At 64.6% G+C, this 14,422-nt stretch carries 10 protein-coding genes; 9 read left to right on the forward strand and 1 reads right to left on the reverse strand.

Going from position 1 to position 14,422, the window contains the following annotated elements:
- Positions 1–4: 4 nt before the first annotated feature.
- From tsaE to trxA, 5 genes are all read left to right on the forward strand, one after another.
- Positions 5–1,513 carry a tRNA (adenosine(37)-N6)-threonylcarbamoyltransferase complex ATPase subunit type 1 TsaE gene (tsaE, locus tag BLW55_RS11825; RefSeq protein WP_090328936.1) on the forward strand — a complete coding sequence of 503 codons (1,509 nt, stop codon included), beginning with the start codon at positions 5–7 and terminating at the stop codon, positions 1,511–1,513.
- Positions 1,510–2,247: a nucleotidyltransferase family protein gene (locus BLW55_RS11830; protein WP_090328937.1), complete on the forward strand. Its 738-nt coding sequence runs from the start codon at positions 1,510–1,512 to the stop codon at positions 2,245–2,247. Before tsaE ends, BLW55_RS11830 begins: the two co-directional genes overlap by 4 nt.
- Entirely contained in the window at positions 2,237–5,362 is a 3,126-nt protein-coding gene (addB, locus tag BLW55_RS11835) for a double-strand break repair protein AddB (RefSeq protein ID WP_090328938.1), read from the forward strand. Before BLW55_RS11830 ends, addB begins: the two co-directional genes overlap by 11 nt.
- Positions 5,359–8,883, forward strand: a complete 3,525-nt coding sequence (addA, locus tag BLW55_RS11840; RefSeq protein WP_090328939.1) for a double-strand break repair helicase AddA — start codon at positions 5,359–5,361, stop codon at positions 8,881–8,883. Before addB ends, addA begins: the two co-directional genes overlap by 4 nt.
- 74 nt (positions 8,884–8,957) lie before the next feature.
- Positions 8,958–9,281: a thioredoxin gene (gene trxA / locus BLW55_RS11845; RefSeq protein WP_007009092.1), complete on the forward strand. Its 324-nt coding sequence runs from the start codon at positions 8,958–8,960 to the stop codon at positions 9,279–9,281.
- 252 nt (positions 9,282–9,533) lie between these two features.
- Here the strand turns inward: trxA and BLW55_RS11850 are convergent, their stop codons facing one another.
- Positions 9,534–10,340, reverse strand: a complete 807-nt coding sequence (locus BLW55_RS11850) for an undecaprenyl-diphosphate phosphatase (RefSeq protein WP_090328940.1) — start codon at positions 10,338–10,340, stop codon at positions 9,534–9,536.
- Positions 10,341–10,479: 139 nt separating this feature from the next.
- On the opposite strand from BLW55_RS11850, the gene BLW55_RS11855 reads away from it, so the two are divergent.
- From BLW55_RS11855 to mepA, 4 genes are all read left to right on the forward strand, one after another.
- Positions 10,480–11,172 (forward strand): glutathione S-transferase family protein, encoded by a 693-nt coding sequence (locus BLW55_RS11855; RefSeq protein ID WP_007009090.1) that lies wholly within the window; start codon positions 10,480–10,482, stop codon positions 11,170–11,172.
- Entirely contained in the window at positions 11,172–12,302 is a 1,131-nt protein-coding gene (gene queG, locus BLW55_RS11860; RefSeq protein WP_090328941.1) for a tRNA epoxyqueuosine(34) reductase QueG, read from the forward strand. The genes BLW55_RS11855 and queG overlap by 1 nt, the downstream gene beginning before the upstream one ends.
- Positions 12,299–13,183: an SDR family oxidoreductase gene (locus BLW55_RS11865; RefSeq protein WP_177175067.1), complete on the forward strand. Its 885-nt coding sequence runs from the start codon at positions 12,299–12,301 to the stop codon at positions 13,181–13,183. Before queG ends, BLW55_RS11865 begins: the two co-directional genes overlap by 4 nt.
- A 74-nt stretch (positions 13,184–13,257) precedes the next feature.
- On the forward strand, positions 13,258–14,301 hold the full coding sequence (mepA, locus tag BLW55_RS11870; RefSeq protein WP_040665226.1) for a penicillin-insensitive murein endopeptidase: 1,044 nt from the start codon (positions 13,258–13,260) through the stop codon (positions 14,299–14,301).
- Positions 14,302–14,422 lie beyond the last annotated feature (121 nt).

Below are 14,422 nucleotides of genomic sequence, written 5' to 3' on the forward strand. Positions count from 1 at the left end.
CCGTATGACAGCACGCGTTCTGGAACGCTTCCTGCCGGATGAAGACGCAACCACGCTTTTCGGCGAGGATATCGCCGTGGCGTTGCGGCCCGGCGATGTTCTGGCCCTGAAGGGCGATCTCGGTGCCGGCAAGACAACCCTTGCCCGCTCCATCATCCGCGCCCTCGCCGGCGATGCGGAACTCGATGTTCCAAGCCCCACCTTCACGCTGGTGCAGAGCTACGAAGCGCGTATTCCCGTTCATCATTTCGATCTCTACCGGCTGGGTGAGCCCGACGAGCTGGAAGAGCTTGGACTTTTCGAGGCGACCGAAGAGGGTGTTGCGCTCGTGGAGTGGCCGGAACGTGCAGGCGACCGGCTCGCCGGTGCGATCCGCCTTGAGCTTCACGACAGTGGTGAAGGCCGGCTTGCGGTGATCTCCGGGCCGGAGGAAGCCATGCTTCGGCTGGAGCGCAGCTTCGCCATCCGTGATTTCCTCAACAACGCTGGAGAACTGCGCGCCCATCGCGCCTTCCTTCTGGGCGATGCCTCGCTGCGTGCCTATGAGACCCTGACCACGCGGCTTGGCGCCCGCCGTATCCTGATGAACGCGCCCGAGCGGCGCGACGAGCCGCTGCTTGCCTGCGGGCGGCCCTATAGCCAGGTCGCGCATCTGGCGCAGTCGGTCGCCGCTTCCGTGGCCACAGCAAATGCCATTCGCGCGCGCGGTTTCGCGGCCTATCAGGTCTATGCGCAGGATCTGGAAACCGGGCTTCTCCTGACCGAACATCTCGGCGAGACACCGTTTCTTTCGCCCGAAGGCGAGCCGGTCACTGAGCGCTATGTGGAGGCTGCGCGTCTCCTCGCCGCCCTTCACCGCGACGCATGGCCAAAAGAGATGCCCGTCAACGATCAGCTCATTCACGAACTGCCGCCTTATGATCGCGAGGCGCTCGGCATTGAGGTGAGTCTCCTGACCGACTGGTACATGCCCTTCATGGCCGGGCGCCCCGCAAACGATGCGGAACGCGCGGGCTATATGGAGCACTGGAACCGGCTCTTCGCGCGCCTTGAGCATTTCGAAAAAAATCTCGTCCTGCGCGATTTTCATTCGCCAAACCTGATCTGGCGGGCCGAGCGCGAAGGGTTCGACCGGCTGGGGCTGATCGATTTACAGGATGCGGTGTGTGGGCCAGCGGCCTATGACGTCGCCTCGCTTGCGCTCGATGCCCGCGTGACCATGTCCGAAGCGCTGGAACGCGCCGTCGTGGAAGCCTATTGCGCCGCCCGCGCCGAACAGGGACCGTTCGATCGCGAAGCGTTCGACGAGGCCTATGCGATCTGCGCCACGCAACGCAATTCAAAGCTGCTTGGCACCTTCGTGCGGCTGGAGCAGCGCGACCATAAGCCTTTCTACATCAAGCACCTGCCGCGCATCCGCGCCTATCTCCGCCGCGCAATGCGTCATCCTGTGCTGGATGAGCTGCGCGTGTTCTACGAAGAAGCCGGGTTCCTGAGCGGAGACGAGGCATGAGCGGAACGGTCCCGACAATGGCGATGGTGCTGGCGGCCGGGCTCGGCAAGCGCATGCGGCCTATCACCGACACCATGCCCAAACCGCTGGTGAAGATCGCCGGACGCACGCTGATCGACCGGGCGCTCGACATGCTGGAGCGTGTCGGGGTCGAGACGGCCGTGGTGAATGTGCATTACCTCGCTGACCAGATGGAAGCGCATCTGGCGGGTCGCACCGCGCCGAAGATCGTCATTTCCGATGAGCGCGCACAGCTTCTGGATTCGGCCGGTGGCATCATTCGCGCCCTGCCGCATCTGGGAAACGCGCCCTTCTTCATTCTCAATGCCGATACGTTCTGGCTCGAGGCTGGCACGTCCAATCTCGAGCGCATGGCCCTTGCCTGGGATGCCGACACCATGGATATTCTCCTCATGGTTGCAGACACCGAACAGGCCACGGGCCATTCCGGCTCGACCGATTACAGCATGGATGCACAAGGCCGCCTCACCCGTGATCGCGGTGTGGAGGGCGGCGTCATCTATGCCGGCGCGATCGTCCTCCACCCGCGCATCTTTGCCGGTGCCGGCAACGAGCCGCAGTCTCTCAACGCCTATTTCGATGCTGCCGAAGCCAAAGGCCGGCTTTTCGGCATGAGAATGGATGGCGCGTGGATCACCGTCGGCACGCCGGATGCCATCACGCCCGCCGAAGCGGTGGTGGCAAAGCACGCCGAGAAAAGCGATGCCGGCTAAAGAGAAGCGGTGCGTCTTTTCTATTCCCCCCGGCGTCGGCTTTCTGGAGACGCTTGTCGAAGCCCTGTTTGAAGGCAGGCTCGTGTCGGGTTTTCGGCACACGGGCGATCCGCTGACGCTGGCCGATGTCACCATCTATCTGCCAACCCGCCGTGCCGCCCGCGCCCTGCGCGATGTCCTTCTGCGAAAGCTCGATGGACAATCGGCCATCCTCCCCGTCATTCGCCCGCTGGGCGAGTTCGATGAGGAGGCGGCACTGTTCGATACGGAAGGTGCCTCCGCGCTCGATCACGCCCCGCCGATAGAGGCGCTGGATCGCATCCTGTTGCTGGCACCGCTGGTGCAGGCGTGGAAGGCGCGGCTGCCCGGCCACGTGGCCGCTCTCTTCGAGGAAGGCGTCGTGGTGCCGGCTTCGGCGTCGGATTCCATCTGGCTCGCGCGTGATCTCGCCGGTTTGATGGACGAGATCGAAACCGAGGAAGCCGACTGGACGAAACTCGCCAGCCTCGCGCCCGATGCGCTGGCGCATTGGTGGCAGGTGACGCTCGAATTCCTGCAGATCGTCACCGCCCATTGGCCAAAGCTGCTCGAAGAGCTCGACCGTTCCAACCCCGCCGCACACCGCAATGCCATGCTGGCGGCAGAAGCGGCACGCCTCAAGGCCCACGCACACAAGGGCCCGGTCATCGCCGCCGGCTCCACCGGCTCCATTCCGGCGACAGCGCGGCTTCTGGCGACAATCGCCGGGTTGGAAAACGGTGCCGTGGTTTTACCGGGCCTCGACACGCGGCTCGACGCACGGGCCTGGGAGGCGGTGGGCGATGCAGACGAGCCGTCCGCCTTCGGCCATCCGCAGGCAGGGCTGAAGAAACTGCTTTCGGCCATCGGCATCACGCGCGAAGAGGTGGTCGAGCTTGGCGAGCCTGCCCCACCGCTTGCCCTGCGCCGTGCACTGGTCAGCGAAACCCTGCGCCCTGCCGAAACCACGGATGCCTGGCTGGAAAATCAGGCGCTTGCAGCCGATGCGACAGAAGGGGATGCACTTTCCGGCGTGACTTTGGTCGAGACCGCAAACGAGCGTGAGGAAGCGCTGTCGATAGCCGTTGCGCTGCGCCTGGCCTTGACCGACGAGAACGCAACGGCGGCACTCGTCACACCCGATCGCGGTCTGGCGCGGCGTGTCGCGGTGGAGCTGCGTCGCTTCGGTATCGAGGCGGATGATTCCGGCGGCACACCGCTCACCGACACGCCGCCGGCAACGTTCGCGCGACTGCTGCTCGAAACCGTGTTCCGCCCCGGCGAGCCCATCGCCATGGTGGCATTGCTCAAGCACCCAATGCTGCGGCTCGGGCTGAAACGCGCCAGCGTGCGCCGCGCCGCCGAGACCATCGAGCTCGTGGCGCTGCGCGGTGGCACGGGCCGGCCAGACATCGCCACGCTCGATGCGCTCTTTGAAACACGCTGGGAAGCGATTGAGCGCGACACACGCAAACCCTTCTGGTTCCCGCGTGTCAACGATGCCGCACTGGCCGAAGCGCGCGCCGTGCTCGGTGCCCTGGTCGAGGCGCTGCGCCCACTGGCTGCGCTTCGCGGGCAATCTGGCATCGGCATGCCTGAAATGGCGCGCGCAACGGTGGAAGTACTGGAAGCGCTGGGCCGTTCCGAAGATGGCAGTCTGACAAATTACTATGACGGCGAGCGCGGACAGGCCATGGCTGCCTTCCTGCGCGGTCTGGTGGGTTCGCAAACCACCCTGCCCTTCGATGCGGGCGAATGGCCGGCGGTCTTTGCCGCGCTCATCGCCACCGAGGTGGTCAAACCCACCATGGGCGCCGACAGGCGCGTGGCCATCTGGGGCACGCTCGAAGCGCGGCTTCTGCATGTCGACACGATGGTTCTGGGCGGCATGAACGAGGGCACCTGGCCTGCCATTCCCTCCTCCGACCGCTTCATGTCGCGCCTGATGAAGGCCGAGCTTTCGCTGGAGCCGCCGGAGCGCCGCATCGGCCAGGCCGCGCATGATTTCATGATGGCGATGGGCACAAAGAATGTGGTGCTGACGCGCGCCGCCCGCGCCGGCGATGCGCCGGCTGTCGCTTCGCGCTGGCTGCAGCGCCTCACGGCATTTGCCGGCAAAGATGTCGCCGAAACCATGCGCGCCCGCGGCCGGGAGCTGATCGCCTGGGCACGCCTTCTGGACGACAGGCCGGACGAAGATTTCGCCCCCCGGCCCGAGCCTGCGCCGCCGGTCGAGGCGCGTCCCACGCGCTTCTCCATCACCGAGATCGAGACGTTGCGGCGCGACCCCTATGCCGTCTATGCCAAACGCATTCTGGCGCTTGTCGCGCTCGACCCGCTGATCCGCGATCCGGGTGCCGCCGAACGCGGCAATCTCTTCCACGATGTTCTAGAGCGCTTCATCAAGGAGGTGGAAGACCCGACGGCCCCCGACGCGCTCGACAGGCTGATCGCCATTGGCCGCGAGCTTTTTGCCGAAGCCGGTCTCCCGCAGGATGTGGCAACGGTCTGGTGGCCGCGCTTCGAGCGCACGGCGGCTTCTGTCATCGAGTGGGAGCGCGGTCGCGCCGAGGGCATCGCAAGGCGCCATGCAGAAATTCGCGCCTCGGCCACCGAGGTGGCGAAGCTCGGGCTCACCCTTTCAGGCCGGGCCGACCGCATCGACATCCGCGCCGATGGCAGCGCCGAAATCCTCGACTACAAGACCGGCGCCTCGCCGTCGCGCCGGCAGGCGCACACGCTTCTCTCGCCACAGCTTGCGCTGGAAGCGGCGCTGCTTCAGCGCGGTGCCTTCGCCGATATCGGTCCCGCCGAGCCCGGCGACCTCGCCTATGTGCGGCTCAAGGCCAATGGCGAGGTGGTGCCTGAATCCATCCTGCGCATGAAGGACAGCGACAAGACCGCGCCCGGCATGGCCGAAGAGGCATGGGAACGGCTGGGTCAACTTCTCGCCCATTATCACAAGCCCGAGACGGGCTATCGCTCGCGTGTCCTGCCCTTCCGCGAGGGCGATGTGGATGGCGATTACGACCATCTGGCGCGCGTGCTCGAATGGTCTGCCGGCGGCGATGCGGGCGAAGGCGGAGGGGACGAATGAAAAAGTTTCCCGTGATCCCCGAGGACACGGTCAAGGCGCAGTCGCTTGCAGCCGACCCCGCCACATCGGCCTGGGTCTCGGCCAATGCCGGCTCCGGCAAGACCCACGTCCTTGCCCAGCGCGTGATCCGGCTTCTCTTGCAGGGTGCCGATCCTTCGAAAATCCTCTGCCTCACCTACACGCGCGCTGCCGCCGCCAACATGGCCAACCGCGTGTTCCGCGATCTCGCCGGCTGGAGCCTCCTGCCCGACGAAGCGCTGTCCGATGTGATCGCAAAGATGGAAGGCAAGGCGCCCAACCGTGAAAAGCTCGCCCGCGCGCGGCGGCTTTTCGCCCGCGCGCTGGAAACGCCGGGCGGTCTGAAAATCCAGACGATCCACGCCTTCTGCGAGGCGATCCTGCACCAGTTCCCGCTGGAGGCAAATATTGCCGGCCATTTCGAGCTGCTCGACACGCAGATGGAGGAGGCCCTGCTTGCCGAGGCGCGGCGCGATCTCCTCTCCGGTGCCGCCGGCGAGGATGGCGCGCTGGCCGAAGCCTTTGCCGAGGTGCTGGAGCGCGGCGGCGAGAGCGGCTTGCAGGAGCTCCTGTCCGAGATCATCGCCCGCCGCGATGGCTTGCGCGCCTTCATTGATGAAATCGGCAACGACCCGGTGCCCTACAGCGCCCTTTTCGAGGAATTCGATTTCGCAGCCGGTGACACGGCAGCATCGATTGCCGCCTCCATCTGGCCGCTTCCGGGCTTCGATGCCGGCGCGTTTCGTGCCTTCGTGGCCGAGGCGGAGGCCGTCGACGCCAAAACGGTTCTGAAGAGCATCGTGCCCGATGCCAGCCGCGCCTTCGAGGAGGCGGACCCGCTGCGCCGGCTCGACCATCTGCGCAAGGGCTTTTTGAAGGCCGATGGCGGCGTCTATGGCGAGACCACGTTCAAAAAGGCGCTGCGCACTGCCCTGCCCGACATTGTAGAGCGCTATGGCGAGGCGGCGGAGGCAATCAGCAATGCCGCCGACCGCGTGGCGCTCTTCCGCATGCTGGAGGCAACGCGTGCGGCCCTTGTCATCGCCGATGGCATGATCGCCCGCTATGAGCGTCTGAAACGCGCGCGCGGCTTTCTCGATTTCAACGATCTCATCATGCGCACCATCCGGCTTCTGGACCGTACCGATGCCGGGCCATGGGTGCAGTACAAGCTCGACAAGGGCATCGACCATGTGCTGATAGACGAAGCGCAGGACACGAGCCCCGAGCAGTGGCAGATCGTGCGCCTTTTGGCGGAAGAGTTCTTTGCCGGCGAAAGTGCGCGCGAGGGCCTCCTGCGCACCATCTTCGCCGTGGGCGACGAAAAGCAGTCCATCTATTCGTTTCAGGGTGCGGAGCCGGCTGCCTTCGGCGAAAGCGGCCGCGCGTTTGAAAAAAAGGTGCGCGAGGTCGAGCGCCGTTTCGAGCGGCTGCGCCTGCGCTATTCCTTCCGCTCTACGGAGGATGTGCTGCGCGCCGCCGATCTCGTGTTCTCGAAAGCCGATGTGGCGCAGGGGCTGACGCATGACCCCGAGCCGATCGAGCATCTGGCCGTTCGCGCGGGCCAGCCCGGCTATGTGGAAGTCTGGTCGCCCATCGCGCCGGTCGCGGTGGACGAGCCGGAGGACTGGACGGAAGCCATCGACCACGCCTCCGCGCCCGCCGTGCGGCTGGCTGAAACCATCGCGCAAACCGTCGAGGACTGGATCCGCAATGGCGAGATCATCGAAGGCACGGGCAAACGCCTCACGGCGGGCGATGTTCTGGTGCTCGTGCGCAAGCGCGACCGCTTCGTGCACGCGCTCTCGCGCAGCCTGAAAAACCGTCATATCGATGTGGCCGGTGCGGACCGCCTGCGGCTCACGGCACACATCGCCGTGCAGGATCTGATCGCGCTTGGCCGCTTCCTGCTCCAGCCGCATGACGACCTCTCGCTGGCAGCGGTGCTGAAAAGCCCCCTCTTCGGCATGGATGAGGAACGCCTCTTCCGCCTTGCCTGGAACCGCGGGCGCGCCGTGCCGCTGTTCGATGCCATGCGCGCGCAGGCGCTGGAAGATCCGGCCGTGGCCGGCATGGTCGAGACCCTGCAGAACTGGCAGAACGAAGCGGCGTTCAAGCCGGCTTTCGAGTTTTATGCCAGCCTTCTCACGGGCACCCGCGAGCGGGAGGGCGCGCGTCGGCTTTTCGTTGCCCGGCTCGGCCATGAGGCAAACGACATTCTCGACGAGTTCCTGTCCTTTGCGCTGGCCGGCGAGCGCGCGGGGCTGAACGGGCTCGAAGCGCTGCTTTCGGCGCTTGAAGGGCAGGCGCCGGAAATCAAGCGCGAGATGGACCAGACGCGAGACGAGCTGCGCATCATGACGGTGCACGCCGCCAAAGGGCTCGAAGCGCCGGTGGTGTTTCTGGTCGATCCGGGCAGCGCGCCCTTCGTCTCGCAGCATCTGCCCAAGCTGATGCCCTTCGCGCCGCGCGGCGAAGGTTGGCAGGGCAAGGGTTTCCTCTGGCGCGCCGGCAAGGATGTTTTCAACACGGTGGCCTCCACCTTTGAAGCCGATGCAAAGATCAAGGCGGAGGAAGAATATCGCCGCCTTCTCTATGTGGGCATGACGCGGGCCGAGGACCGCCTCATCGTCTGCGGCTATCACGGTCAGCGCGAGCCGCAGGGTCTCACTTGGCTCAACGTGGTGCGCGCCGCACTTTCCGGGGCCGATCGGGTGGAGGAGCGGACGAGCCCCGCCATCTGCGCACCGGTCTATCGCTATCGTGTGAGCGATGCTCCGGCGGTAAAGCCCGAAGCGGAGCGGCCCGCAGAAACCCGTTCCGAAACCGCGCTTCCCGAAGCCCTGCTCACGCTGCCGCCCATGCCGGTCGACCTGCCGCGCCCGCTCTCGCCGTCGCGTGCTGGCGCCCTGATCGAAGCTGATTACGAGCCGGTCCCCTCTCCCCTCTCCCCGGTTCTCGACGAGGCGCGCAAGCCGGGCTTTGCCATCCAGCGCGGTCTGGCGGTTCACAAGCTTTTGCAATTGTTGCCCGAATGCCCGCAGGAAGAGCGTGAGGCCGCAACGGGCCGCTATCTCGATCGTGTGGGCGGCACCTGGAGCAGCGAAGAGCGGCAGGCTGTCTGGCGTTCGGTGCGCGCGATCCTTGAGGACACGCGCTTCGCGCCCATCTTCGCGCCCGGGTCCCGCGCCGAAGTTTCCGTCATGGGCGAGCTCGCGCTTGGCAAACGCCGCCACGCCGTCTCCGGCAAGATCGACCGCTTGGCCGTCACCGACGATGCCGTGCTGATCGTCGATTACAAGACCAACCGGCCCGCGCCAAAATCGCTGGAAGAAGCACCCGCAGCCTATGTGGCGCAGCTTGCGCTCTATGCGGAGCTTCTGAAACCGCTTTATCCCGGTCGCAGGATCGAGGCTGCGCTTCTGTTCACGGAAACGCCAGTGCTGCTGCCGGTTCCCGCCGAACGTCTGGCAGACGCGCTTGAACGACTCACGCGGGCGTGACACAACAGAGCTTGACGCGACCCCGCGCCACCACCACATGTGGTGTGACCGATTTGCCGATAAGGAGAATTCCCATGGCCACCGTGAAGGCGGACAAGAACAATTTCCAGTCCGACGTGCTGCAGGCATCCGAGCCCGTGGTTGTCGACTTCTGGGCCGAGTGGTGTGGCCCGTGCAAGATGATCGCGCCCGCGCTGGACGAGATCGCCGCCGAGCTGGGTGGCAAGGTCAAGATCGCCAAGGTGAACATTGACGAGAACCCGGAACTCGCCGCGCAGTATGGCGTTCGCTCGATCCCGACGCTCATGATGTTCAAGGGTGGCGAAGTGGCCGACATGAAGGTCGGCGCCGCACCCAAGACGGCGCTTTCGGCCTGGATCAACGGTGCCGTTGCTTAATACGCCGGCTGCACAGACATGAAAAACCCGGCCTCGCGCCGGGTTTTTTGTTGGCTGGGTGAGTCTGTGTTCGTGTGGACGCGCCACCATGGCATTGATGGGGTGCGTGGTTCGACAAGCTCACCATGAGGGAGGGTGTATGACTGCAACACCAGACCAGCTGAAACACCGTGGAGACAGGCATTTCTGCAAGGCTCTACATCCCTCATGGTGAGCTTGTCGAACCACGCACCACGGTACTGCATTCGGTCCTCATCCCCACACAAGCAGGGCGATCAGCCCGATGCTGCCCACGAGCAGCCGCCACCAGCCAAACAGCGCATACCCGCGCCGCGACACATATCCCAGCAGCCAGCGCACGACCATAAGCGCGGCGAAGAAGGCGGCGATGAAACCGATGGCGATGATCTTCACATCCGCTGCCGTGAGGAGATCGTAATTCTTGTAGAGGTCATAGGCGAAGGCGCCGGTCATGGTCGGCATGGCGAGGAAGAAGGAAAACTCCGCCGCCGACCGCTTGTCCGCTCCCATAAGCAGCCCGCCGACGATCGTCGCACCGGAGCGCGAGGTGCCCGGGATCATTGAAAGGCACTGGAACAGACCGATGCCAAGATACATGGAGAGCGGGAACTTCGTGATGTCGTGATAGCGCGGTTTCGTTGCCCGGCGATCCACCCACAAGAGCACGAAGCCGCCCAGAATGAGCATCACGCAGATCAGAAGCGGTGTTTCAAAGAACACGGTCTTGATGATCTTGTAGGCCAGAACGCCAATCACCGCAGCCGGCAAAAAAGCGATCAGAATGCCGATCACGAAGCGCCGCGTTGCCGGGTCGCGCGGCAGGTCGATCAGCATCTGCCAGAGCCGTGCGGCATAGACGCTGAGGATCGCCAGAATGGCGCCCAGCTGAATCAGAACCTCAAAGGCCTTGCCGGTGGATTCAAAACCGAGGAAATGGCCGGCGAGCAGGATGTGCCCGGTCGAGGAGACAGGGATGAACTCCGTTAGTCCTTCGAGAATGCCAAGGAGGAGCGCCCCCACGATGGTCTGATCCGTCATGTTCGCTCCTCAATCAAGGCTTGCTTGTCAGCAGATACGTCTCCCCCTATAGCTGAGGGAAGAACTCGCAGAATCAGGTAATCGAAGGATTACCGTCACGGCCATGAAATGGCCAGAGCCTTCCTCTAGAAGCAGACGCATGCTGACGCTCTTTCACCATCCCCTCTATGCTTCCTGCCGTTTCGTGCGGCTTTCCTTTGGCGAATATGGCGAGGAACTCGCCCTGATTGAGGAGCGCCCCTGGGCGCGCCGCGAGGAGTTTCTCACGCTCAATCCGGCGGGCACGATCCCCGTCCTGCTTGCCGAGGGCGACCATCCCATTGTCGGTGCAACCGTTATCGCGGAATATCTCGATGAGACGCGTGGCGCGCTGAAACGCGACAAACGTCTGATGGCCGAGGATTCCGTCGACCGCGCGGAAATTCGCCGGCTTGTCGAATGGTATCTTCTCAAGGCCGATGCCGATGTTACCCGGCATCTGGTGCGTGAGAGGGCCCTGAAGCCGCAGATGGCGGGGTCGGAAGGTGGCGGTTCGCCGGATTCGGCAGCCATCCGCGCCGCGCGAACCAATGTGCGCCAGCACATGAAATACACGAACTGGCTTGCCGGCACGCGCGACTGGATGGCCGGCAAAAGGCTTTCCTATGCGGATCTCGCTGCCGCGGCCACGCTCTCGGTGCTCGACTATCTGGGCGAGATCGAGTGGCGCGACTATCCGGCAGCGCGCGACTGGTACACCCGCATGAAATCGCGCCCCTCTTTCCGCTCCATTCTGGCTGACCGCGTGCGCGGGCTTTCCCCCGTTTCCCATTACGCGGATTTGGATTTCTGATGAAAAGCGCGCAGGCCGACAGGCTTCGCGCGTTCGTCGAAAAGGAGGCGCGCGCGCTGGGCTTCGATGCCGTGGCCGTGGCCTCGGCGGAGCGCGCGCCCTCGCGCGCGGTCGAGCTTGGCCATTTTCTGAAGGAAGGCCGGCACGGCAGCATGCAATGGATGGAGGAAACGGCGGACCGCCGCGCCCATCCGCGCGATCTGTGGCCGCAGGCGCGCTCTGTCATCATGCTGGGCATGAACTACGGCCCGGACGAAAACCCGCTGGAGATTCTGGAGCGTCGGGACCGGGCGGCAATCTCCGTTTATGCGCGCAACCGCGATTACCACGATGTCATCAAAGGCCGGCTGAAACAGCTTGCCGGCAAACTCGCCGCCCGCACCGGCGAGGATGTGAAAGTTTTTGTCGACACCGCGCCGGTGATGGAAAAACCGTTGGCCCGCGAGGCCGGCCTCGGCTGGCAGGGCAAACACACAAACCTGGTGAGCCGCGAATACGGTTCCTGGCTGTTTCTCGGTTCCGTCTTCACCACCGCAGAGCTTGCCCCGGATGCGCCCGAGCACGACCATTGCGGGTCCTGCCGCGCCTGCCTCGACATCTGCCCGACCAGGGCCTTTCCGGCCCCCTATCAGATCGACGCACGGCGCTGCATCTCCTACCTCACCATCGAAAACAAGGGGCCGATCCCGCGTGAGTTCCGCGTGCCCATGGGAAATCGCATCTATGGCTGTGACGACTGCCTCGCCGCCTGCCCGTGGAACAAGTTTGCTCAAGGCGCCGCCGAGGCGAAGCTTCAGGCGCGCGAGGATCTGAAGGAACCGCCGCTGTCCGCGCTTCTGGAACTGGACGATGCCGGTTTTCGCGCATTGTTTTCCGGCTCACCGGTCAAGCGCATTGGCCGCGACCGTTTCATCCGAAATGTGCTGATTGCGGCGGGCAATTCCGGCGAAGCCAGCCTGGTTGACCCGTGCAGGCGCCTCGCCGAAGATGATGCGCCGCTCGTGCGCGGCGCGGCCGTCTGGGCGCTTTCCCGACTTCTGGACGACAAGGCCTTCCGGGCAATCGAAACCCGGCTGCGCCCGCAGGAAACGGACGCACAGGTGCAGACTGAATGGGACGGGCGATCATGACCAATAAATTTTTCATCTTTGGCGCAGGCTATTCGGGCCGGGCCATCGCCCGTGAGGTCGCCGGCGAAGCCGCCCTGGTGGCCGGCACCACGCGCAGCGCAGGGAAGGCCGAAAGACTGAAGCACGCAGGCATTGTGCCCTTTCTGTTTCAGGACACCGTTTCTCCCGATGCGAAGGAAGCGCTGGCCACCACCACGCATCTCATCGTCAGCGTCGCACCGGATGCGGCGGGCGATCCCGTATTGATCGCCGCCCGTGAGATCATTTCCGGCGCCATGCCCGCGCTCAAATGGATCGGCTATCTCTCCACCGTTGGCGTTTACGGCGATCACGGCGGTGCCTGGGTGGATGAAACAGCGCCCTGCGATCCGGTCTCGGATCGCTCAAAGCAGAGGCTCGTTGCGGAGAACGACTGGCTTCAGCTTGGCGAGGAGCTCGGCCTTCCCGTAGCCATCATCCGTCTGTCCGGCATCTACGGTCCGGGCCGCAACCCCTTCTGCAATCTCGAGGCCGGCAAGGCGCGGCGCATCGTCAAGCCGGGCCAGGTGTTCAACCGCATTCATGTCGACGACATCGCGGGCGCGACGGCCCATCTCGCGCGCTGTTTCGAAACGGGCATTTTCAATGTGACCGATGATGCTCCCTCGCCCCCGCAGGACGTGGTGGCATATGCGGCCGCACTGGCCGGACAGGCCGCCCCGCCTGAAGTTGCCTTCGAAGATGCCGGTCTCTCCCCCATGGGTCGGTCGTTTTACGGCGAATGCAAACGTGTCTCGAATGCGCGCCTCAAAAGCACGGGCTACCGGATGCGGCATCCGGATTATCGCGCAGCGCTCGAAACCATGTGGGCGGATGAAAGCTGGCGCGCAGAAGAATCGTAAACGACAGCGGTAAGCGAATCGCAAGCTATGCTATGATTCGATAATCGCGGGGGTAGGCTCACAACGAGGAAGCGATGCGATTCCAACGGACTCTGAAACTGGTGGCCATGGCCCTGCTGGGACTTTCCACCACGGTTGCCGCCGTTCAGGCCGAACCTCTCGCCAAGGAGCTGTTCGGAGCCAAAAAGCTCCCCGCCGCCACCAGGCCGGCAGCCTATGGCTTCTATTCGAAGGGGTGTTTTTCCGGCGGTGTCGCCATCGCGCGCGACGGGCCGCACTGGCAGGCCATGCGCCTCTCGCGCAATCGTCGCTGGGGGCACCCGGTCCTCATCTCCCTGATCGAGCGCCTGTCGCGGGAAGCCGCGCAGGATGGCTGGCGCGGCCTTCTCGTCGGAGATATTTCGCAGCCGCGTGGCGGCCCCATGCTCACGGGTCACGCCTCGCACCAGATCGGCCTTGACGCCGACATCTGGTTCACGCCGATGCCGGCGCAGCGCATGAGCGTGGCCGACCGCGAACGCATCAGCGCCATCTCGATGCTGAAAAAGGATTCGCTCTACGTGGATGACCGCAAATGGACCCCGGCTCATGAGGGGGTCCTGCGGCGTGCGGCGAACTATCCGGAGGTGGAGCGCATTCTGGTGCATCCCGGCATCAAGAAAAAGCTCTGCGACACGGTGCGCGGCGATCGCTCATGGCTGAGCAAGGTGCGTCCCTTCTGGGGCCATCACTATCATTTTCATGTCCGCATTGGCTGCCCCGCCGGCTCCACCGGCTGCAAGCCGCAAAGCCCGCCACCGCGCAGCGAGGGGTGCGATGATTCACTTGCCTGGTGGTTTACCGACGAGCCGTGGAAGCCGGCAAAGGGCCCGGCCAAGCCGAAAGCCCGCGACGTGATGACCATGGCGGCCCTGCCCTCCGCGTGCCGCGCCGTGCTCAATGCGCCGAATCCCGCTTCGGAAGCCGCCGTCACTGTCGCCGGCCAGGGCGGTGTTCCGCAGGCCGCCGCAGCGGATCTGCCGGCACTCGGCTATCAGGCGGTCAGCCCTGCAAATGTCCTGTCCGCGATGCCGCCGGCTCAGGTGCCGAGGCCGAGCAGCCGGCCCGGATTTCAGTAAAACCGCCCGGCGTTGAAGTGGTGGGCGCATCGACTTTTTGCCGCCGATGCGCTTGCCTTCCGTCTTCAACCGATTTAATCCGCTTTAACCTGGTCTTTGGAGCGGCAAATCGTCAGAGTCT

It is taken from the genome of Nitratireductor aquibiodomus (assembly GCF_900105565.1).
Taxonomy (GTDB): domain Bacteria; phylum Pseudomonadota; class Alphaproteobacteria; order Rhizobiales; family Rhizobiaceae; genus Nitratireductor; species Nitratireductor aquibiodomus.